18 protein-coding genes are annotated in these 23,240 nt (G+C 49.0%); 14 read left to right on the top strand and 4 right to left on the bottom strand.

Annotated elements, in window-relative coordinates; translation table 11 throughout:
• Positions 1-201: 201 nt before the first annotated feature.
• From F4V51_RS23340 to F4V51_RS23330, 3 genes are all read left to right on the top strand, one after another.
• Positions 202-1,212, top strand: coding sequence for a YhcN/YlaJ family sporulation lipoprotein (locus F4V51_RS23340; protein ID WP_153979816.1), 1,011 nt, complete (start codon positions 202-204; stop codon positions 1,210-1,212).
• Between the two features lie 248 nt (positions 1,213-1,460).
• Positions 1,461-1,685, top strand: a complete 225-nt coding sequence (locus F4V51_RS23335; RefSeq protein WP_017692532.1) for a helix-turn-helix domain-containing protein — start codon at positions 1,461-1,463, stop codon at positions 1,683-1,685.
• A gap of 213 nt (positions 1,686-1,898) precedes the next feature.
• Entirely contained in the window at positions 1,899-2,438 is a 540-nt protein-coding gene (locus tag F4V51_RS23330) for a DUF4303 domain-containing protein (protein WP_153979815.1), read from the top strand.
• A 155-nt stretch (positions 2,439-2,593) separates the two neighbouring features.
• On the opposite strand, the gene F4V51_RS23325 is transcribed toward F4V51_RS23330, so the two are convergent.
• The gene (locus F4V51_RS23325) at positions 2,594-3,013 is read right to left on the bottom strand and encodes a hypothetical protein (RefSeq protein WP_236146626.1); all 420 of its coding nucleotides are present in this window, start codon (positions 3,011-3,013) and stop codon (positions 2,594-2,596) included.
• A gap of 142 nt (positions 3,014-3,155) precedes the next feature.
• Between F4V51_RS23325 and F4V51_RS23320 the strand changes: the two genes are divergently transcribed.
• The 4 genes from F4V51_RS23320 to F4V51_RS23305 all read left to right on the top strand — a co-directional run bounded on the left by F4V51_RS23320 (position 3,156) and on the right by F4V51_RS23305 (position 6,482).
• The gene (locus F4V51_RS23320; RefSeq protein ID WP_095361363.1) at positions 3,156-4,019 is read left to right on the top strand and encodes a MurR/RpiR family transcriptional regulator; all 864 of its coding nucleotides are present in this window, start codon (positions 3,156-3,158) and stop codon (positions 4,017-4,019) included.
• 1 nt (position 4,020) lies between these two features.
• Positions 4,021-4,749 (top strand): glucosamine-6-phosphate deaminase, encoded by a 729-nt coding sequence (gene nagB / locus F4V51_RS23315; RefSeq protein ID WP_153979814.1) that lies wholly within the window; start codon positions 4,021-4,023, stop codon positions 4,747-4,749.
• Positions 4,746-5,960, top strand: coding sequence for an N-acetylglucosamine-6-phosphate deacetylase (nagA, locus tag F4V51_RS23310; protein WP_153979813.1), 1,215 nt, complete (start codon positions 4,746-4,748; stop codon positions 5,958-5,960). Before nagB ends, nagA begins: the two co-directional genes overlap by 4 nt.
• 150 nt (positions 5,961-6,110) lie before the next feature.
• Entirely contained in the window at positions 6,111-6,482 is a 372-nt protein-coding gene (locus F4V51_RS23305) for a hypothetical protein (protein ID WP_153979812.1), read from the top strand.
• Positions 6,483-7,166: 684 nt separating this feature from the next.
• On the opposite strand, the gene F4V51_RS23300 is transcribed toward F4V51_RS23305, so the two are convergent.
• Positions 7,167-8,522, bottom strand: a complete 1,356-nt coding sequence (locus F4V51_RS23300; protein ID WP_153979811.1) for a dipeptidase — start codon at positions 8,520-8,522, stop codon at positions 7,167-7,169.
• A 212-nt stretch (positions 8,523-8,734) separates the two neighbouring features.
• Between F4V51_RS23300 and F4V51_RS23295 the strand changes: the two genes are divergently transcribed.
• From F4V51_RS23295 to F4V51_RS23265, 7 genes are all read left to right on the top strand, one after another.
• On the top strand, positions 8,735-11,143 hold the full coding sequence (locus F4V51_RS23295) for a helix-turn-helix domain-containing protein (protein WP_153979810.1): 2,409 nt from the start codon (positions 8,735-8,737) through the stop codon (positions 11,141-11,143).
• A 332-nt stretch (positions 11,144-11,475) separates the two neighbouring features.
• A complete protein-coding gene (locus tag F4V51_RS23290; protein WP_167301746.1) occupies positions 11,476-12,405 on the top strand; it encodes an ABC transporter permease in 930 nt (309 codons plus the stop codon).
• Between the two features lie 37 nt (positions 12,406-12,442).
• Complete coding sequence (locus tag F4V51_RS23285; RefSeq protein ID WP_095293262.1) at positions 12,443-13,330, top strand: carbohydrate ABC transporter permease; 888 nt, start codon at positions 12,443-12,445, stop codon at positions 13,328-13,330.
• A gap of 18 nt (positions 13,331-13,348) precedes the next feature.
• Complete coding sequence (locus tag F4V51_RS23280; RefSeq protein ID WP_153979808.1) at positions 13,349-14,860, top strand: extracellular solute-binding protein; 1,512 nt, start codon at positions 13,349-13,351, stop codon at positions 14,858-14,860.
• Between the two features lie 205 nt (positions 14,861-15,065).
• Positions 15,066-18,407, top strand: a complete 3,342-nt coding sequence (locus tag F4V51_RS23275) for a glycosyl hydrolase (protein ID WP_162009982.1) — start codon at positions 15,066-15,068, stop codon at positions 18,405-18,407.
• A gap of 118 nt (positions 18,408-18,525) precedes the next feature.
• Positions 18,526-19,359, top strand: a complete 834-nt coding sequence (locus F4V51_RS23270) for a polysaccharide deacetylase family protein (RefSeq protein WP_153979806.1) — start codon at positions 18,526-18,528, stop codon at positions 19,357-19,359.
• A complete protein-coding gene (locus tag F4V51_RS23265; RefSeq protein ID WP_167301707.1) occupies positions 19,359-21,584 on the top strand; it encodes a glycoside hydrolase family 88/105 protein in 2,226 nt (741 codons plus the stop codon). Before F4V51_RS23270 ends, F4V51_RS23265 begins: the two co-directional genes overlap by 1 nt.
• Before the next feature lie 148 nt (positions 21,585-21,732).
• Here F4V51_RS23265 and F4V51_RS23260 read toward each other — a convergent pair whose 3' ends face one another.
• Positions 21,733-22,218, bottom strand: coding sequence for a hypothetical protein (locus tag F4V51_RS23260; RefSeq protein WP_153979805.1), 486 nt, complete (start codon positions 22,216-22,218; stop codon positions 21,733-21,735).
• A 122-nt stretch (positions 22,219-22,340) separates the two neighbouring features.
• The gene (locus F4V51_RS23255) at positions 22,341-23,216 is read right to left on the bottom strand and encodes a DUF72 domain-containing protein (RefSeq protein WP_153979804.1); all 876 of its coding nucleotides are present in this window, start codon (positions 23,214-23,216) and stop codon (positions 22,341-22,343) included.
• Between the last annotated feature and the right edge of the window lie 24 nt (positions 23,217-23,240).

The raw sequence follows: 23,240 nt of genomic DNA, 5'->3' as shown, positions 1-23,240 counted from the left end.
TTGGAAATGTGATATACGCAGTTAGATAAACTAAATCCATAGGTTCATTCGGAAAAAAAGCGGTGTCGCACATAACGTGCTGGCGCCGCTTTTTTGTTTTTTTGTTGCGCAGGACAGGTTCCATATCCTTTCAGCATATCGGGTACTTCAGAAGCGCATCCTATCCTTGTGACCTAAACCATACACATTGGAGGATGAGACATGCCAGCAGCCAAAAAGGCGAAAGCAATCAGCTTATCATTGTCTACTGCAATTTTTGTAATGGCCGGACTGACAGGGTGCGGTGATGGCCGGGATAACAACAATTTGCAAACCAATAATGCGGGTCAGGAAGTTCGAGGCCTGAACCGTTATGGTGTGGAAACCAATGGAATGGATGGCATTCGTGCCAAGAGTTATCGCATGCATAATGTCACTGACCTGAAATCCAGTGACGAACTGGCTAAACGCATTACCGAAATGAAAGAGATCAAGTCGGCCAATGTACTGTTAACCGACCGTAACGCTTATGTTGCTGTCCGTTTAACTGACGGTCATGCCGGCAAGATGGATAGTCAATCGAATCGTAACGGTAACCATAACAGCACGATGAACGGTACTTTGCGGAATCGTGCGAGTGGAACCATGCGAACGGAGAGCATGAATCAGGATCTGGGTGGTATGCGCGTTCATGCGGGCGACGGAACGATGTCACCGTACACGACCAGTGGTATTGCGCCAGGATTGAACACCGGTTCGGCTACAGACCGCAGCCATATGGGGAACGACCGCAGCATTTACGGAACAATGGGTACCGGATCATTTGGCATGATGCGCGGGCTCACGAACACGGGCAGAGAACGTACGATGAGTGATGGCCATTATGGAATGCAAAGTGAAGGACAGGGCGTAGGACAACGCCAGGACAGCTCGGATGACAACACGTCTGAAGAGATCAAAGGCAAAGTTGCAGCCAAAATCAAGCAATTTGCACCGAATGTAGAGAATGTCTATGTATCGGCCAATCCGGAATTTGTCGAGCATGTGGAGTCCTATGCCAAGGATATTCGTAACGGCAAACCCGTTAGCGGCATGATTGATACGTTCCAATCGATGGTTGAACGCATCTTCCCCACCAACGCCATGAATCAGCGCCGTGATGGTATTCTTGGTGATGGCGTGTTAAACCGCAACAACAATAATGATGGCATTATGCATCCTAATCATCGGTAAAAACAGCTCAACAAATATGCCTTTGCGCGGATGGGTACATCAGTGGCAAAGGCATATTTTTTTATCCCAGCATCTACGAAAAAGCAGAACTACATAACGCTGTGTATCTTCCATTACGAAGGATCAACAAATGACAGCCCATTTTTTTCATAAAACTGAACCATCGCCCTTGACCTGACATAAGATGAGTTGACTGTATCCCCTTAACCTTGTTACACCAACACAACCCGAGCAAGGAGGGGTGAACATTGAAGGGTATCGATCATAAAAGCAAATTTTTGTTGACCCACCGTGAACGCGAAGTATTCGAATTGCTGGTTCAGGACAAAACGACGCGTGACATCGCAGGGCAGTTATTCATCAGCGAGAAAACGGTGCGTAACCATATTTCGAATGTGATGCAGAAACTCAATGTTAAGGGTCGTTCGCAAGCAGTTGTAGAGCTGATTAAGCTCGGAGAACTGAAGATTTAGTTGCGAATAACAGTTAAGATGTCGAAGCAGCATGAAAGCCTTTCTCTATTCTCCAACGTTGAAGAATGGGGCAAGGCTTTTTTGCTTTTTAGACGGGGTAGCCGATCATGAAGTGAACAGTAAAGATCAAGTGATAGCGGTTGCCGCTATTATTAAAATCAACCATAATAAGCTTATAGATCATGACTACATAAGAAATGAGAGGAAAGAAAAATGGATCAATTCTTAAATGAATTTGAGGACAAGTTCAGAGCCGGCTTTCTTCCCGATCTGGAGCAAACGCTGCAAGAGATGCAGCATGAAAAAGTATATGCTTGTGCGTTTGGAACAGACAGTGACTGGATCACCCTGTTTATGGCGGCCAATACGGAGGAATCGCTTGCGAGGCATATTGCCAGGATGAAAGAAGAAGGCCTGTGTGACAGTGAGCAGGACGAAATCTACTATCGATGGGGCTGCTCAGAGTATCAGTATGGCGAAGATACGCATTTCAACCATATCAGCCGATTGTTGTATGCTGCGGAAGATGTACAGCATTATAAGGATGAGATGATACAGATTATTGCCAAGGTCGTGAGTGAAACACCTGATGAAGTTTTTGCCCGTTACGGACAATCCAAGGCAGACATTACGTTCTTCATATCCATGACCGATGATGATGAGGCTGAAGAACTGGAAAATCAATCGGTTGTATTGATGACAGAAAGTAGCCTGGCCAGTGAGTTTTTGAAGCGGTATGATGGTCTGGAGTAGTTTATCGATTGGAGACAAGCTAGCCTTGCCACACCATGTATAAGATGAGTTAACGGAATGGACTGCAGTATATTTGGGTTCTTTCAGAGTCTTTCCCTGTTCTTCATCGGATTAGGGAGAGGCTTTTTGTTATAACCTGAAAAGAAATGAACTCCCTACATAAGGCTGTTTTCTCGAATAAACAATCTCCATGAGCTCTTCGAAAAAGGCTGATAAAAGAGCTGCTCCAACGCCTCGTACCGGGCCTGATCCAGATGCAGATAGAGCGCCTTTTTGGCGATTTTGGCAGCTGGTTGCGAAGCAGACTTCCGACTTCCCGCTTTTCGCCTGACCGGAATATGAAACTGCAACAAGTCCTCCAGGCGGTGCCATCCTTCCCAGCTCATTCTTCCGCCACGTTTCCAGTCGATTGCATACAGGGCATAATAGTCCCGACCACCGCTTTGCTTGACAGCAATAACCCAGGAGGAAGGGATAATTTTTGTTGTTGTCGTTGATTCACTTGGGGGTGCTCCTTCGTTGATCGATAGACTGCATTCATCATTACTATAAGCCTTACGTCTTGTCTGCTTCAAGAAGCGATGATGTAAACTTTCATTTTGAAGATGGAGTAAATTCCCTTGATTTGCAGATGAAGCTTGATTAAAATGAAGTTATAAAAATTATTTTCTTTATTTATTATAAAAATATAAAAATTATTTTCAGAGGAGTATACTCATGGCAGCCATCATACATGCCTTACAGCAAGAGCTGGATGGACTTCCATCACAGGAACGGCGAATCGCAGAGGTTATCTTGCAATCTCCGTCGGATATCCCCGGCTGGACAATTAATTACCTTGCTGAACAAAGCGGTACCAGTCCGGCAACGGTCACTCGTTTCTGTAAGTCCTTTCACTTCAAGGGCTTCCCGGATTTTAAAATGAAGCTCGCCGCAGAGCTGTCTCATTCAACGGATAAAACGGCTTATCAGGATATCGTGGCAGGCAATCCGTTGTCCAAAATTGTGGAGGCCATCGAGGCCAACCACCTTGCCTCCATTGCGGATACCACCCGGCTGCTGGATTTGGGCAGATTGGAGCATGCAGTTCAGCTGTTATGCCAAGCACGTCGCATTGATCTGTACGGTGTGGCGACCTCATCCATCGTGACACAGGATTTCTATCAGAAACTCGTGCGAATCGGCAAAAGCTGTACGGCCTTTTCGGATTCACATATGCAGATTACGTCAGCTTCCTCGCTAAGTGAAGGAGATGTGGCCATGGCCGTATCCTACTCGGGTGAAACGCCTGAGACCATCGATGCCCTGCATTGCGCCAAACAGGCGGGAGCTGCAACGATCTCACTTACTTCCTACGGGAACAACAAGCTCGCCGGAGTATCCGATATTCCGCTATTTACGTCTTCACTGGAAGAGGGCATGAGACGGGGAGATATGGCTTCCCGGATTGCGCTGCTGCATGTCATTGATATTTTGTTCACAGGCATGATGAGTGCCGATTTTGACCGCTTTATCCCCAAACTGGAACAATCGTATCACAATGTGCAGTCCTATCGAGTTCAACAACATGGAGGTGCGTGAGATGAACATTCGTATTTTTGAAAATGAAGAAGACCTGAATGCTACAGGTGCTGGCCTCATTGCCAGCTTGCTGCAAACAAAACCACGGGCTGTGCTCGGACTTGCAACGGGAAGTTCTCCGGTGGGCATTTATAAACAGCTCATTAACTTGTACCAGAAAGGGCTGGTGAGCTTCGCGCAGGCTTCTTCCTTCAATCTGGATGAGTACGTCGGGCTTCCGGTGGAGCATCAGGAGAGCTATCGCAGCTTCATGAATGAGCAGCTCTTTCATCATATTGATATGGATCTGGCTAAAACGCATGTACCGAACGGGCAAGCAGCAGACCTGGACCAGGAATGTGCCTTGTATGAACAGCGGCTGGATGACCTGGGACCTGTAGACTTGCAGCTGCTGGGTATTGGACACAATGGTCATATTGGCTTTAACGAACCGGGGAATGAACTGACCGGACGCACGCATGTGGTGGATCTGAAAGAAGAGACCCGCAAGGCCAATGCCCGTTTTTTTGCAAGTATTGATGAAGTCCCTGCTCAGGCCATAACGATGGGGGTAGGTACGATTCTGAAAGCCAAACAAATTTTGCTGATCGCCCGCGGTGAGGAAAAGGCCGAAATCATTCGCGAAGCCTTCATGGGGCCGATCACAACCCAGTGTCCTGCGTCCTTGCTGCAATGCCATCCGAATGTGGTTGTACTGCTGGATCGTGCTGCCGGGAGGTTGGTAAAATGAACGGAACTGACATAGCCCACTCCAACAAAGAGAGCGGCAGCCCCGTTTATCTTCTTCGCGGTAAAATGGTACTGCCTGAAGGTCTGGCGCAGGATGGCCTGCTCGCCTGGACCGAAGGGAGAATCATATACGCCGGGTCACTGGAAGGTCTGCCGGCATCCATCCGTGATCAGGCGGTTCCTGTGCCTGTACCCGCTGGGGGCGTTATCGTCCCCGGGTTCATTGATATCCATGTCCACGGTGGTTATGGAGAAGATTTCATGGATGCAAGCCAAGAAGTGTTGGACAAGATTACTTCCTTTCACAGTACGCAGGGTACCACTGCCATGCTTGCAACGTCCATGACTGCTCCGAAGGACAGACTGGATGAGGTGCTCGCTGAAGTGTACCGTTATCGTTCCAAGCCCATGCCATACGCCCAGCTTGAGGGCGTGCATCTGGAAGGGCCGTTTTTTAGTCCAAAATGGCCTGGAGCACAAAATCCGGACCATATTGTACTGCCTAATGTATCATGGCTCGCCGAATGGGAAAAAGAGTATCCCGGCCTGATTCGCCAAGTTACGCTGGCGCCGGAACGGGAAGGGGCACTTGAAGTTATTGCATGGCTGCGTCAGCAGCGGATTACTGCAGCGCTCGGTCACACGGATGCGACCTACGAAGAGGTGGAGCGAGCGGTTGAAGCCGGGCTGCATCACGCGGTACATACGTACAATGCAATGACTCCGCTGCATCATCGTAATCCCGGAGCCGCGGGAGCCGTACTGAGTGATCCAAGAATCAGCGCTGAAGTGATTGCTGATGGCATTCATGTACACCCTGCAGCGATCTCCATCCTGGCCCAGCTGAAGCAGTCTGCCGATCAGCTTGTGCTAATCACAGACGCCATGTCCGCTGCCGGACTGGAAGACGGGGAATACAAAATCGGCGACCTGCCCGTGATCGTGAAGGAGGGCGTAGCCCGATTAAAGGACGGCGGCGCACTAGCGGGAAGCACCCTGACGATGATTCGTGGCTTCCGCTATCTGGTACAGGACGTAGGCATGAGCCTGAACGCTGCATCTCGCGCAGCCAGTCTCACCCCGGCACGCCTGCTCGGGATTGATCATCGCACCGGTTCCCTGGCTGCAGGGAAACAGGCAGATATCGTTTTGCTTAACCAGGAATTGGGTATTGAGGGTGTATGGGTTAAAGGCAGAATGATTGGCGGTTAAGGTAGTGGGTGAGGGTACAGAACTTTATCATCAGGAGTAAGACAGAAGCATGACGGTTTTTCGCTGGAGAGGCAATCGGGTGAGTAATATGTTAAAATAGTCTCAAAAAAAGACGGGATCTGCGGATCACGCATAACGGAGGCGTGAAACATGGAACGTAACGCTATGCTCGAGTTCGATCCATTTCTCACAGAGCTGGCGGAAAAACTGCACGTGCACGGATATTATGCCTTTTATGGTGAGCATTACAATGAAGCCGATATGGAGCAGTACCGCAGACACCTGTTTAACTCATTCCGCAATATCGTATGGGTAGAGCTGGATGCACGCAAAAAATATATGATTGTCGATCATCGTGGACGAAACACCGTCATGAAATTGATCGATGGCATGCTGAATACCCGTAGAACGCTGCGGGCCAATCAGGCGATGGCGGGCACGGATACGTCCAACGTTCAGCAGGAGATTACCCATCTGACGCAGTTGGTGCACATGCTAAGATTTACGACGTTTAGAACATAGAAATATCAACTAAGCGAGACTTACCCGAAGGGAGTCTCGCTTTTGTATTCGATCAACCCTAACGAAACCATACCACCTAATCGCAAGGCTCCATACAGTCTGCCAAAGATAACGAACTCCAGTCACGTTAACACAACGTTTTCCTACTCGAGGTACGTCTACAGCATGGAATAACACGTCTCGGATTCGTTAAACCAACCATCTCATGATAATCGCTTAATAACGCTCGCTCAGTTCGTTAAACGGTCCAGGTCTCAGATTAAGCATTAATTTCTATCCTAGCACTACAATTTCTACCGACAAAAAGAGTGCCCCGTTATAAATCAAACGGGACACTCTTCTTTTTGATTACACTTAACCTCTATCCACATGTAAAGATAGCCTCAATCGTAAAATAAGTTTTGGGAAATGCTGAAAAGTAGTGAAGGGAACGAAATCGACTCAAATAAAAGCGACAGCCGTTAGGGCTATCGCTTTTCTTTGTTATTCCTCTATCTATACTTAAGTTGGATAACTATTTACACGATTAACGGAGCGGGGAGAAAAAAGCTGAAGAAGCGGAGCGTTCGCGTTTATCACCGGGATTTCTCCCTTTAACAAAGGGAATCAAAGAAATCCGGGGATAACAGCGATCGGAAGCTTGTTCTCCCAGCGTAGTGTCCTCGTGTAACGAGTTTTTTAACTTTACAAGCTCTTCAAAAATTGTACAATCGTCAACAACCCTTTATCAAAGTTCTCCAGGTTGAAGTGTTCATTCGGTGCGTGCAGGTTCTCATCCGGCAAACCAAAGCCCATCATCACGGCAGGTACGCCGAGTACACGGGAGAGCTTCTCAACGATCGGGATGGAGCCGCCATCTTTGGTAAACAGGGCACGAACGCCATACACCTGCTCATAAGCGTCAGCCGCTTTTTGCAGGATTGGATCGGTCGGATCGGTATTGAACGCAAAGGCTTTCTCGATTTGTTTCACATGCAGCGTGGCACCTGGCTGTACGTGTGCACGCAGGTGTGCTTCAATGCGATCCAGCACCTGTTGAGGGTCTTGGTCGGCAACAAGGCGGCATGTAATTTTGGCATGAGCCTCTTTTGGAATGACGGTTTTGGTACCTTCACCCTGGAAGCCGCCCCATACACCGTTCAGCTCCAGTGTTGGACGTGCGCCAACACGTTCCACGAACGAGTAGCCTTCTTCACCGTACAATTGTTCCAGTCCAAGATCCTGGCGAAGCTGCTCTTCATTGAAGCCTTGCTTCACGAACTCTTCTCTCATTTCCGGAGAGAGGGGGAGAACGCCATCATAGAAACCATCCACGCTCACGCGGCCTTGCTCATCATGCAGCGAAGCGAGCAGGGATACGAGCGCATGCAGTGCGTTCGGTACACCACCGCCGAAGGAGCCGGAGTGTAGGTCGGTGTTGGCCGTATTCAGATCTACCTCGAGCGAGCAAAGACCGCGCAGGCCTGTGGAGATCGCTGGTTTTCCTTTTTCGAGCAGGGAAGTATCGGAGATCAAGACCATGTCTGCACGAAGCTTGTCTGTATTGTCATTCAGGTAGATCGGCAGGTTCGGGCTGGAGATTTCCTCTTCGCCTTCGATGCAGAATTTCACGTTAACCGGAAGTTCCTTGTTTTCAGCGAGCAGGGCTTCTACGGCTTTAATATGTAAGAAGATTTGTCCTTTGTCATCTGTCGCCCCACGTGCGAACAGTTTTCCGTCCCGAACAGTAGGTTCGAAGGGAGGCGTTTCCCACAGGTTAAGCGGATCGACAGGTTGCACGTCATAGTGTCCATAGATCAGTGCTGTTGGTTTGCCATGTGCATGCAGGTGGTCTGCATAAACAATGGGATGACCAGCGGTTTGAATAACCTCTACATTTTCCATGCCTGCACGTGTCAGTGCATCTGCCGCCCATTGTGCAGCACGGTTAATATCCTCTTTATGAGCCGAAATGGCCGAAATGCTGGGAATGGACAGCCATTCATTCAGTTCTGCCAGATGTTTTTCTCTATTCTCTTGAAAATAAGCCTGTTCTTTCATTAAAAAAGCCTCCTTCATGTTTTGCTTTATCCTATTGTAATCCATTTTGGCATCTTAATAAAACATTGGTTAAAAAATGATCAGCTGTGTACCGTTCCATTCCGCCGGAAATTGTGAGTATAATACAGGAAACGGATTTCATCCATATTTTCTCAGCAGGGGAGTTGGGGAAGTTCCCATGATAGTCAGACCACATGCAAGCAGGCAGGTGAATGATGATGGAAACGACTAAAAGAGAGAGACCGCCAGGTCGATTGGTGCGTTTACCCAGGTTCACTTCCGGACGCCATAAAGGACGTTTTTACCGGAATAGCCTGATGATTATTTTGCTCATTGCCAGCATCCCCGGCTTGATTACAGGTATCGTGATGTACCAGATGGTTGTTGGCAGAATGGAAAATGAATTCAATCGCATGCATCAAAGCCAGATCGAGAATCGGGCACGCAATGTGGACGACCAGCTCGCTTACCTGGAGATGACCCTGTCACATTGGGCCTTTGAACCAAGGTTTGGCAATGCACTGCGAACGCTGGACTTTGTCTATTATTTTAATGAAACGCAGGAGATCGTTACCACATTATATGTACTGGAAGGGTCACATCCCCTGATTAAGTCTGCACAGCTGTATTTGCAGGAACCGAAGCCGATCCTGTTCAACCGGGAGTATAACGAATTATTAGATGATGCGAAAATAAAAGCCTATGACCGTTACCTAGCCATGGGCAATCATGTGTACTGGACAGACTGGGTATCCAACCCAAGTATTGAACCAGCAGCTGCCAAGAACAGCAGTCTGCTGCATACCGATGCAGGCAACGCGCTGGTTCTGGTACATAAAATCCCGGGCGAACATAATAACCCGTTCGGTGCACTCATCATTACCCTGGACAACGAGAAAGTCGCCAGTTTATTGAAAACGCTTACTCCTTATGACGAAGGCTTAACCTTTCTTATGGATCAGGAAGGCAACACGCTGGTCACCGGTAATCCGGGAGGGGGCCAGCAGAATTCAGCCTTTGAACAGCAGCTGAAGGAAGAGGTTGCACAGCATGCGGACAGCACATCTTTTTTGTTCAAATATGAAGATCAGACCTACTCCGTATCCTACGGCTCCTTAAGCCGAATTGATTCCGAATGGACGTATGTCTCCGCTGTACCGCTGACATCTGTGACATCACCGGTGAAGCTGGTATCCAAAATTATTGTCATTGCGAGCGCAGGCAGCCTGCTGCTGGGGCTCATGTTATCCTGGCTTGCTTCACGGCGGATTTACTCTCCTGTGGCGAGAATGCTCCATCTCCTGACACCAGGCAAACATGAGGCTCAGGCCAATCCGAGGCTGGACGAATTCCAGCTGCTGGAACAGCAGTGGAATGAGCTAACTTCCCGGAGTCTTACCGCACACCGTCAACTGCAGGAGCAGCTGCCTCATTTGCGTGACAGCTTTGTGCTGCAGCTGGTTCAAGGACACTTATATGCCTACAACGAGGAAGACCTCCAGAAGCGCATGAAGAATCTCGGATTCGAAGTGGAGGGCCAGCAGTTTTTGCTGCTGCAAATGTATTTTACGGGTTATGCCCGGCTGCAGGGACGATTTGGAAGCCAGGATACCGGCCTGGTGACCTTTGCAGCTGTAAACATTATTGAAGAGGTGGCCAAAAGCTATTTTAACCAAGTCAGTATGATGAACTTTCATGACCTCTCATCAGCCATGCTTGTCATTGCACCGAAGGATGAACAGCTCAAGCCGCAGGCATTGCTCTGGGGTCAGGAGCTGGTAGAGGTTATCGGGAAGACGCTCAAAATGAATGTCACGGTCATGATCAGTCACTCCACAGATTCCTTGCATGAGCTGCCCGGCATCTTTGTTGAGATGGAACAGGCTGTTGCTTATCGCAGCATTGAGGAAGGGAGTCAGATACTCGATCTGGAAGATGAGCAGTGTTTTCGCAGGGCGGAAGAAGCGACTTATCCGCTGGGCTTGGAACGTGAGATGATTCAGGCAATCAGGCTCGGCAAGCAGGAGGAAGCGGATCGGGTGCTGGAACAGTTTATGGGCGAAATCGCCCGGACGGGCAGTACGGAGTTTCAGGTGCAGCAGATGATGCTGCAGCTGCTCGGAAGTGTTCAGCATATGATGCTGCAGACGGGGGTAACGCCTTATAAGCTGTTCGGAGGCTGCAATATGTACGAACGATTGTCAGCAATCCGCGAACCTGCACAGATGAAGCAGTGGATGATGAGTAAGGTGCTGCTGCCCTATATACAGGAAATCGAGCTGCGATCGCAGGAGCCGCTGAAACAGGTGGTGGAACGGACGATGCTGTATATGGATGAGCATTATCGTAACGAAATCTCACTGGAAGGCTGTGCAGATGCAGAACAGATGACACCCTATGCGCTCAGCAAAGCCTTCAAGCAAGTATCGGGCATGAACTTTATTGATTATTTGACAAAGGTCCGAATGGAGGCGGCCAAACAGCTGCTGCGTGAGACAACGATGAAAATTAATGATATCGCAGCTGCTGTTGGTTATCAGCACAGCTATTTTAATCGCATCTTCAAAAAACAGGAGGGAGTAACGCCAAGCCAGTATCGGGATCAGTGGTTTGGCAAATGATCTGTGTACCACCTTGCTGTCTCACCGGGATCCGAACCATCGGATTCCGGTTTTTCTTGTGGAGAAGGATGGAAACAAAGAAGGATAAGGCTGCAAAAATGTGCAATGGGGTATTATGCAAAATGTCCAAATTGAAGCAAAAGTGGCGTCATAGCGGGTTTTGTGGCCTCGCACAGTACGTGAGCAAAAAATGAAGGTTGCCGGAAAAGGGGGCTCTGTATAGTCTGAATTACAAGCTTAATTGATAACGCTTACATAAATGAGGGAGGGGAGAGATTATGAACGGGAAGACCGAATGGAATGGAAATACCGCAGCTGCAGCCCAGGCGGATATGACCACGATGCCGATGAAGCGAGAGTCGAACTGGAAGAGGCAGATCAAGCGCAACAAATGGCTGTACGTGCTTGTGCTTCCCGGATTTCTGTACTTTGTTATCTTTAAATATTTGCCCATGTGGGGAATCGTCATTGCCTTTCAGGACTATCAGCCTTTTCTCGGTATCAAGAACAGTGAATGGGTGGGCATGGAGAACTTTACGACTTTTTTCTCCAACCCGGACTTTTTTCGATTGCTGCGTAACACGCTGGTTCTTGCCATATATGATCTCATATTCTTTTTCCCGGCACCGATCATTATTGCCCTTTTATTAAATGAAATCAGGGTCGCGTTCTTCAAAAGAACGATTCAAACGCTGGTGTATGTACCCCATTTCGTGTCCATGGTGATTATCGCCAGTATCACTTACGTCTTCCTGACCCCTCAAGGCGGGGTACTGTACGACCTGATTGCCTGGATAACTGGAAAGCCAATTGATGTATTATCCAGTCCGGGTTCGTTTCGTCCACTGATTATCATTCAGATGATGTGGAAGGAGATGGGCTGGGGAACAATCATCTTCCTGGCCGCACTCGCAGGCGTGGACACCGAGCAGTATGAGGCCTCTATTGTGGATGGTGCGGGACGATTGCGACGCATGTGGCACATTACGCTGCCGGCGATTCGCACAACCATTGTGATTCTGCTCATTCTAAGACTGGGGAACTTTTTGGATACGGGATTCGAACAGATTTATCTGATGACCAATTCGCTTAACCGGGATGTGGCCGATGTATTTGATACCTATGTCTATACGGTAGGGATTACGCAAGGGGCATTCAGCTACAGTACCGCAGTAGGATTATTCAAATCGGTCGTGGGGATCATCCTAGTCCTCGGCAGCAATAAACTTGCCAAAAGATTTGGCCATCCAGGGATTTATTAAACTGGCATTCTGCATGATTCCATAAGGAGGAAAGCTCATGAACAGCCGTCTCTACAACAGCCCAGCCGGCAAAGTATTTGATATTTTCAACTACGTCATGCTGGGTATCCTGGGCATACTGACTGTCCTTCCTTTCCTGTATATTATAGGGAATTCGTTCGCAACCGAAGCCGAGATTACGGAACGCAGTTTCTTTCTCATTCCGAAAGTCTTCTCCTTCAGCGCGTATGAATATATTTTTTCTTCGTCCACCATTTTCCGCAGCATTGGCGTCTCCGTATTTGTAACGGTAGCAGGCACGCTGGTCAATCTGTTCTTCACGCTGACGATGGCTTATCCGCTATCCAGAAGCGACTTCTGGGGCCGAAACGTCATGATGAACATGGTGATCTTCTCCATGCTGTTCGGCGGAGGAATGATTCCGACGTATCTCGTCATCCGTGGACTAGGATTGCTTGATTCTTACTGGGCCCTTATGCTTCCTGGCGCAATCAGCGCTTTTAATTTAATTGTTGTCAAAAACTTTTTTCAGCAAATGCCGCCCGGGCTGGAGGAAGCGGCCCGTATCGACGGTTGCTCGGATCTCGGGGTACTCTGGCGAATTGTCCTGCCATTATCCAAACCGGTGATTGCCACGTTTGCGTTATTTTATGCCGTAGGGCATTGGAATAACTTCTTCTCGGCACTCCTGTACATTTCTGACAGTGACAAATGGCCGCTGCAGGTGATGCTGAGGCAGATTGTTCTGCTCTCGCAGGCAAGCGTTGGGGATATGGCCAATATGGATCCCAATTTCGTACAGCCACCGGAACAGTCCATTAAAATGGCTGTCATCGTGGTAGGTACCATTCCGATTTTGCTCGTGTATCCGTTTTTGCAAAAGCATTTTGCCAAAGGTGTCATGTTAGGCTCAATCAAAGGCTAAGGCCAAGGGGGAGAACGTATGGGACAAAAAGCGGGAATCAAAAAAACAGCACTTGTACTTTCGGCAACATTGTTACTGAGCACGGTTCTGGGAGCATGCTCCACGGACAAAACCAACGATACGGGCGAAGCGGCTGCAGGTGGAACCGATCAGATTACCATCATGCTTCCGAACTTTGAAGCCGAAAATCCGCCTGAAAACAGTCCAGTCATCCAGAAGCTTGAGGAATTAACCAAAGTGGATGTGAATCTGCAATGGGTACCGAGCAGCTCTTATGAGGACAAATTCAACATTACTCTGGCCTCGGGCAAACTGCCCGACGTGATGGTCGTGCTCGGCAAATCCCCAAGCTTCATTAACGCTGCACGCACCGGGGCTTTCTGGGAGCTGGGGCCTTATCTGAAAGACTACCCAAACTTGAGCCAGATGAACGAAATTATTACCAACAATGCCTCCATTGACGGCAAAACCTACGGCATCTACCGGGGAAGGCCGCTGGGACGTAACGGGATAACGATCCGGAAGGATTGGCTGGAGAATCTGGGTCTGGAAGCACCCAAAAATCTGGATGATCTTTATAATGTGCTGAAAGCATTCACTACAGATGATCCGGATGGCAACGGCAAGGATGATACGTACGGTTTGGTAGCGAGCAAATTTAACGGGCCGTGGGACAACATGCAAATCTGGTTTGGTGCACCCAACAAATGGGGCGATGATGGCAGCGGTAATTTGATTCCAGCACACGAAACGCCTGAGTATATGGAGGCACTGAAGTTTTTCCGTCAGATTTACAGCGAAGGTTTGGTGAACAAGGACTTTGCTGTGATGGATGCGACCAAGCTGCCTGATCCGTTTGTCAACGGGCAGGCGGGTGTCATGATTGACGTAGCGGATAACGCACAGCGGATGGAGCAGAAAATTCTGGAGAAGGACCCATCGGCCACCGGGCGGGTGGATGTGCTTCAGGCGGTGGAAGGACCCAAAGGGCTGCGTGACATGCCAACCTCAGGCTACTCCGGTATGATCGCCGTCTCCAAAAGTGGTGTGAAAACGGAAGAAGACCTGAAAAAGGTGCTCGCATTCCTGGATCAATTGAACGAGCCGGAGCTCCAGGCTTTGCTGTCCAATGGTCTGGAAGGTAAACAATATGAGAAAAAAGGGGAATATGTTGTTCCAACCACCGACAAGCTTGCACTGCGAGATCTGCAGGGTCTGAACCAAATATTGATGTTCCTTCCGGAAGACCGCGCCTTCCGGGTTGAACCGACGCCGGTTCGTGAGAAGGTAGCAGAGGTACAAAAGGCCAACGAGGAGATCGTTGTTCCGAATCCGGGTGAGCCGTTGATCTCTGACATTTATGCACAGAAAGGGCCCCAGCTGGATAACATCATCAATGATGCCCGTATCAAATTCATCGTGGGACAGATTGATGAGAAGGGATTCCAGGATGCAATCGCACTGTGGAAGAGCAGCGGCGGTGATGAATATGTGAAGGAAGTCAACGAATTGTACGCTGCATTGAAGTAGCCAAGATCGAGAGCCCGGCAGCCGTACGTAAGTACAACAGAAGCTGTCGGGCATTTCCATCTATATCAATTTTTTAAAACATTTTGTATTTACAGGCTCCCTAATTGCTTTTTTAAGGTATAATCTTAGCCAAAAAAACGTATATGAACACAAATGAACTGTAATGGAAAATGAAAACACTCTTTCTAACAGGGAGGAAAGCGACATGTGGAACGGGGAGGCATTTGCGAATCCTGCCGCGCAGTACCGGATTCATCCCTTCTGGTTTTGGAATGGGGATATGGAGGAAGAGCAGATCAAACGGCAAGTGAATGAAATGTCATCACAGGGTGTGGGCGGTTTTTTCATTTGTCCGCGTCAGGGGCTGCAGGTCCCCTATTTGTCGGATGCCTGGTTTGATAAGGTTCGAATTGCGGTGGAAGCAGCCGAGACCTGCGGCATGGAGGTATGGCTGTATGACGAATACCCCTATCCTAGCGGCATGGCAGGTGGTGAGGTCACCCTGGATTTTCCTGAAGCCAAGCAGCGCCAGCTTGTGCATCATCAGCTGCATGTGCAGGGCGGAGAAGCTGTTGTGAATCATGAGCTGCCGTGGGGGCGAATTCTGGTTGCCAAAGCCGTTCCAAGAGACACAGAGGGTAATCGGTTATGGGATGAGTCTATTGATTTGCGACACAACATCGGCAATGTCCAGACCGATCAGGTCTATCAGGAGACGGGTCTGACGTCTTATAATCGCAAGCGATTTTTTACATATCGCACGGCTTTCCGCCTGGTGTGGGACCCCCCGGCAGGGAATTGGGATGTAATCCTGTTTCAGGAAGTGGAGATGGGTGATTTCAAATATTACGGCCATTTTGTTGACCCGTGCCATAAGGAAGCGATGAGCCGTTTTATTGAACTTACTCATGACCGATATGCGGCGGCTGTTGGAAGTCATTTTGACAGCGTTATCAAAGGTATGTTTTCTGATGAAATTGCACCGCTCGGACGTATTCCATGGTCTCCTCAGCTGCCTGCATATTTTGCCGAACGCTGTAGATACAGTCTGATAGATTCGCTTCCTGCCCTGTTATACGGTGATGTTCCGGACTCGGCTCGTATTCGGTATGACTATTATCAATCGCTGCATCTGCTTCTCAGGGAGTCATACCATCAGCAGGTGCATGACTGGTGCGAGGATGCGGGAATCCAGTATGCCGCAGAGGTTCCTGGCGTACGGATGACGACTCAGTTGTTTAGCCATATGCCAGGGGGAGACTCTGCACATGAGAAGATTGGGCGTCCCTTATCCTGGATTCTGGAACGGTACGGCAAAAGAATGCGTGATAATCCGAAGATGGTCAGTTCCCTGGCGAGACAGCTGGGACGCAGCCGTAATTTGATCGAGTGCTTTCATAGTGTGGGCTGGTCGATGACGCTGCAGGATGCGAAATGGATGATTGACCGGATGGCTGCCATGGGCACGAATTTCTATAATTTCCACGCTTTTTTCTATACGATTGGCGGGTTAACGAAGCATGATGCACCGCCATCCCAGTTTCTGCAGAATCCATACTGGAAGCATTTCCGTCAGCTTGGAGATTACACGGGACGAATAAGTTATCTCATGAGCACGGGGACAGCCGATATTCGGATTGCCGTTCTTGATCCGACGACCACATTCTGGAGCCTGATGGGCAATCCTCTGCATGGGTTTGAATACAGCGGTGAGGATGAAGCCGAACGGGCGAGATTGGAGCGCCTTACGAATGATTGGATGCGAATTGGTGTGCATCTGCTAGAGAACAGACGTGACTATGACCATCTGGACCCTGAACTGCTGGCTGAAGCCGAAATTACGGGTGGAACGATTCAGATTGGTGCTGCCAAATACGAAGTGCTCATCCTTCCACCGATGCTGAACCTGGAGGCGAATGCCTGGAAGCAGGTTAGACGGTTTGCTGAGCAAGGAGGAACCGTCATATCCGTCGGACTGCCTCCGTACATTTCAATTCAGGAAGGGAGTCCAGAAGGCAGTGAAGCAGCAACTTTCTTCGGTGCAGGGGATCAACCCGAGGAAGAGTATTGGGGGCATGCCGGTGAGATCAGGCAGGCCAGCAGCGAATTAATGTGCCTGCAAGGTGAGGGGGAAGTCTACTTCCTTCCGGTTGGTGCAGGTCAGGGGGATGATTCAACTCTTGAATTGATCTCGCTGCTGCTGGATCAGGTGCTGCCAGAGCCTATCTGTTGGATTATGGAGGAAGAGAGTGCTTCCTTGTTGATGCAGACCCGCCAGTTATCAGATGGTGAATATATGGTGTTCCTGTCCAACCAGGAGGGGCAGCAGTTAAAGGGACAATTGAAGGTTGTTGCCAAGCGGTTATGGAGCAGTACGGATGCCTCATCGGATAAACGTGTGCTGGCAGAGCGGCTTAATCTGGAGACAGGAGAACGGGAAGTCTTGCCACTGACCAGCAGCGGTGGTGAGTGGTGTATCTCACTCGGGTTTGCCGGATATGAAGCACACGCTGTGCGGCTGACTCTGCAAACAAAATCTTCGGACGACACTTTCGTTGCTATAGGCAAGACCGGAGCGGCTGCATCATTCAAGCCTGATGCTGCATCTATGCCATCTGAATCCGTTATTTTACCTGTAGAAGGGCCATGGCGACTGGAGGCCATTCAGCCCAATACCCTTCGAATGGGACAGTTCCATCTTACGGCAACGAATGATAATGGCGTGATCCTGGAGAACAAGCATGCAGGCGTGAAGCCCTTTATCGATCAAGCGGCTGAATTATCGGGGCATCATCACTTACCTGTTCAATTTAATCAAGTATTTGGCACGCCGAAGAAAGCAGCAATTGCCTATCCGATTCAGTGCCGTTACACTACAGCTTTTGAACTGGGAACGACTTTGCCGGAGTGCCGTCTATTTATGGATCGGGCAGCCATTGCAGGGCTGTGGATCATGGAAATCAACGGCCACACCATAGGACCGGATCAATTCGAATCCGTGGAGATCACAGATTATACCAACATTGCCTGTGACATCAATGAGTGGCTGCGCACGGGTTTGAATGAAATCACGATTACGGTACAGGTCACGAAGGATGAGGAAGGAATCCTCGATCCTCTGTATCTGCAAGGACGGTTTGGCGTGCAGTTTCATCACGAAGGGATGGTCTCCTTGGTCCGTGAGCCGGATACGGCCATTCGGATCACACCTGAGCCACAGCCGCTGTATCCGTATTATGCAGGAGAGATGAGCTATAAACGCAGCTTCTGGCTGGATGAGCCTGATGCAGACGCCGAATCCTTTGAATTCGAATTCAGTGAATGGCTTGTGCAGGATGTGGCGGAGGTTCTGGTCAACGGTTATAGCCTTGGCGTGCGCTGCTGGTCTCCGTATCGCTGGAGTGGAGAAACGTCCTGGCTCCGTTCAGGTGACAACGAGATCGAAGTTCGCATCACCAATACGTTGATTGGTCTGCTCGAAGGTACCTATTTTGATTCGGATAGCCATAGCTTGCATGAGTTTGGTGTTGGACTAGCTGAAGAATAAATTTGGAGATACAAGCAGCCAGATAACCATTTGCATGCAGATGAATCGGAAGAAGGCGTTTTTCGATATTTTGAGGTGAACGAAACGGTGGAATAACAGGGTGAGAAGGAGGTCCAAGATGGGACATCGCATTCAGTTTGATCGATATCCTGGCGGTGTGATGAAGGCACTGACGCTTAGTTATGATGATGGTGTGGTCCACGACCGGAGGCTGGTAGATATTTTTAATCGCTATGGACTGCGAGGCACTTTCAATCTGAACTCCGGTACGCTCGGGAAACCTGGGCGAATTGAGTCGGAGGAAGTCGCTGAACTGTACGCCGGGCATGAAGTGGCTGTGCACACGGTTACTCATCCTACTTTGCCTTATGTACCGGATGAGCTGTTGAACGAAGAAATCATGGAAGATCGCCGAGCACTGGAGCAGCTTGTTGGTTATCCGGTGAGGGGAATGGCCTATCCCAATGGAGGGTTTGATCGTGCACTAAGCACCAAACTGGAATGGTTAGGTCTGGACTATGCCCGGACGGTTGAATCCCACGGGAGATATACGCTGCCTGAACGCCCGCTTGAATGGCGCCCAACCTGTCATCATAAAAATGACCTGGCAGCACATGCCGAGCGTTTTATCCAGCATTCCAAAACGGGTACACCGCTCCTGCTCTATGTTTGGGGACACAGTTATGAATTCAATGATAATGATAATTGGGAGATCATTGAGCAGTTTGGCCAGCAGATCGGCGGCAGGGACGATATATGGTATGCAACGAATATCGAGATCGTTGCCTATTGGAAAGCGATCAAACGCCTCGAATGTTCAGCGGATCGATCCATCATTCATAATCCGTCAGCCATATCCGTCTGGTTCACGGCAGATCAGCAGGTTATTGAAGTGCGTGCAGGGGAGACATTGCGTTTAACCGAACGAATCAAGGTACAGGGAAGGGGCTGATGAGCATTCGTTATTTTCATGCAAACGAGTCGATTGCAGGTAAGGTGCATCATTCCATTCCGGATATTCTGACGACGGTCGCCCAGCGTTATATCGGCGATCATCCGAAACATTCTTTTTTGTTCCGGGCCTACCATCGTGGAGGTTTCCGCAGACTGGGGGATTACCGTTACGATCTGAACCTGGACGACAAGTGGCCAGAAGCGAGTGCTGGCCAGTACGTATACGTATGGGGCAAGTTATGGAGCCAGCAGGAGACTACGCTGAACACTGGCCTGAATTGCTACAGTCCGGTAACGATCTATGTCAACGGGGTAGAGGCTTTCAAATCCGAGCTGCTGCAGGAGTTATTCCCCGAGCGAAGAACCCAGATTCCGATTTCTATGAAGGCTGGCTGGAATGACGTCTTGCTTTGTTTTGTCAAAACAGAGGTTGGTTTCGGCGGCATTTATGGTACCGCTTCCTTCAAGAACTTCCCGCTTCATTTCCTCACTCCGGGAGTGGACCGGCAAGGTCAGGAAGGCTGGCTGTATTCCGAGCCTCTTGATGAACCCGTAACTTCGATTCCTCATGACGGAATGACGGAAGAAGAAACAGGGCTTTCCTGGTATCCACGAAGAGAATGGACAGAAGAAGAGCGGGAGGCCGGCTCTTTCTCGAGGATCTTTGGTACAGAGCAACCAGGGGTGGCCTACGCGTGGACCAAGCTGGATGTAACATTGCCGGGATCATCTCCTGTAGTATTGCAAGGTCAGCATGAAGGTGCCTTACAATTGTACCTGGACGGTAAGCAAGTATATACCTCAGACAAAAGTGGACCTTATCGCGTGGAACTGACGCGTCGCTATGGATTATCTGATCTGGTTGCAAGAGGGGAAACCAAGGCCGGGGAGGACCATTGGGGGTTCACGCTGGAATCGCCCGGGGTCACGGGTTCTGATGGCTGGAGATTGAGCTCTCCACATTCGGTTGCCGGTAGTTCAGATGTATGGCTGTATACCGGGAAATTTGCTCCAGGATCTGCACCTTCACCCTCAGATATTGTCGTGACCCATACTGTTTTTGATGATGGATCGAAAGGAGTCTATTGGCATGTGGACCAACCTGATACGAGTGTTCGCCCATATCTCGAAAATACACATTACGGAAAATGGAATTATCCATTAGGGGTTACGCTGCTTGGACTTCTGCGTATCGGGCAGGAGCTGAAACGTGACGATTACATCCAGTATGTTCGGGAGCATATCGGCCTGAGTACTTCATTTGACCATTACAGTCTATGGGATCGGGAAACCTACGGAGCGGCAGGAATTAACAACCAGTTGTCAGCGATCGACAGTCTGGACGATTGCGGTTCGTTCGGATCAACGCTGCTGGCTGCGATGGAACTGGGTGACATTCGCGGGGGCCGAGATACGGCGGATCGCATTGCCCATTACATTACAGATGAACAGGAACGGCTGGAGGATGGAGCCTTTTATCGTGTTCGCGGAAGTGGAGAGATGCGTCACGAAACGATGTGGTGTGATGATCTGTACATGAGCACACCATTCCTGATGCGTTATGGTCAATTGACGGGCAATACGGCGTATTGGGATGATGCCATTAACCAGTTTCTGTTATTCCGTCAATATCTCTATATTCCTGAGCAGCAGATCATGTCGCATGTGTATGATTTTGTGCGTGGACGGGCAACAGGCATCCCCTGGGGGCGTGGAAACGGTTGGGTTCTCTTCTCCCTGACGGAGCTATTAAGCATTCTGCCTCAGGATCATGCAAGGCGTTCGGAATTGCTGAGTTTCTACCGTGATCTGTGTCAGGGATATTTGGCGCTGCAAGGGGGAAATGGCCTGTGGCATCAGGTCCTGAACCGTCCGGACTCCTATGAGGAAACCTCATGTACGTCGATGTTCATCTACGCTTATGCCCGTGGAATTCGCGAGGGCTGGCTTGAGACACCGACCCCGTATCTGGAAGCTGTCCGCAAAGGATGGGAAGGCATCACAAGACTTTCCATTGACTACAAAGGCAATATATATGGCGTATGCCGCGGGTCGGGTTATTCCTTTACCGCGCTCTATTATCGAGACGATCTGGGCTGGATTCTGAACGATACTCATGGGATCGGCATTGTACTCCTGGCAGGGATTGAAGTGCATAAAATGAACCTGCAGCTCAGCGGGATGGATGTTACTGAAGAAGAGGGTACGATGCAGAAGGCTTGAACAAATTTATAATTCAACTAATTATATGAGGACTATTTTAGGGGGGATTTCACCTGTAGTAGTCCTCTTTTTGTGATCTTAATTATATGATTTTATGCTCTATTGAAAGAAGGGAAACTTTGATTCTCAGCACATATGTATTCCGACATCATTGAGTTTCAGTAAAAAGTTTGTCAACAGAGGCACGAAATGTATCATAATCAAATGAACTGGTTACTTCGTATCTTTGATAACCTTTCGTACTGCCAATTGAAATTTGTTTGCTATTATCAACTCCAAAGTTAACGATTTCTCTATGATCGCTCTTATCATAGACGTAAATGTTATAGATATAAAGCGAGCTTTTATCTTTAATTGGTGTACTTATTTTCTGAAGTTCAAGAATTGATAATTGATTTAAAATGTCCTGCAAGCCATTCATATCCATTCGAAATGTTTGAATTCCTTCAGTTGTCTCTAGTGAAGTAGGCACACGAACGATAGTTAGATACGCATTATCCACATTATGGACTTCATCAAGAACAGCCTTTTGAAAGGTTGTATTCAAGGTAACCAAATAATAAATCGCAAACGCAGCGACTGCAATGACGATTCCTATAATTCCACCCACTAGAGCTCGATTCTGTTCTCTCATCAGTCACTTCCTTGTTGGATGTTTTCAGATTAACCAATGAATGTCTGAAACGATAAATTCAAGCTAAAATAATCTCACCTCCAATCGATATGTCATTGTATATAATGGTCGTGCCCTGATTTTTAAAATAGCTCCAGCTGCTCAGGCCCATCCTCTTCCTCGTCAGGTGTGCGATCTGGAAATGGTCGGATCGGCATATCGAGCAGTTCCATCATCATTTGTGCATTGGCTGCTGCATCGCCACCCGAATTGTTATTGAAAATCACATAGACATCCTTACTCTGCTCATGCAGCTGTTCCAGATATCCTTTCCATTCCATCAATTCTTCCTTGTTGTACCGGTACAAGTAACGGGTCTCCCGCCAGTTGGGTGCACCGTTCTGGTGCCAGCCTGACACATTGCGTCCGTGCATTCGCACGAGCGTCATCTCCGAATCCGTCGCCTGCGGCACAATCGGAATGGAGCCTGAGCCCGCCTGGGGCTCGTCACAGACACTGTGAATCCAGCCTTGTTCCCGCAGAAAAGCAAGTGTGCGCTCACGCATGCCATCCTCGTACCAACTGCGATGGCGAAACTCGAGCGCACACGGAATGCCTTCCATTCGTAGTCTCACCTCACGCAGCTCGTTAACGTTATCACGATTGCAGTCAAACCACGGCGGATATTGGAACAGGGCTGCCCGCATTTTGCCGGCTTCCATTACCGGCTCAAGTGACTCCCGAAAAGCGTTGTACATGTCTGAGGTACTGGTGAAATAAGGTTTGCCCCTTAGATGCCCGGTCATCCCCTGATACGCTTTGACGATAAACGAAAAGTCATCCGGTGTTTCTGCTGCCCAGCGTGCCATCCGGTCCCGAGGCTGAACAGCATAGAAGGAACTGTCGACCTCTACGGTTGAAAAGTACTGTCCATATAAACGCAGCTTGTCCTTGGCTTTGGTACGATCGGGATACAGATCATCATGATCTCCCCATCCTGTGAGTCCAATATGAATCATAAATAACACCTCCTGCTGTGCTGT

It is taken from the genome of Paenibacillus xylanilyticus (assembly GCF_009664365.1).
Classification (GTDB): domain Bacteria; phylum Bacillota; class Bacilli; order Paenibacillales; family Paenibacillaceae; genus Paenibacillus; species Paenibacillus xylanilyticus_A.
Note: the sequence above shows the minus strand (reverse complement) of the source record. Positions and strands in the feature narration are given on the sequence as shown.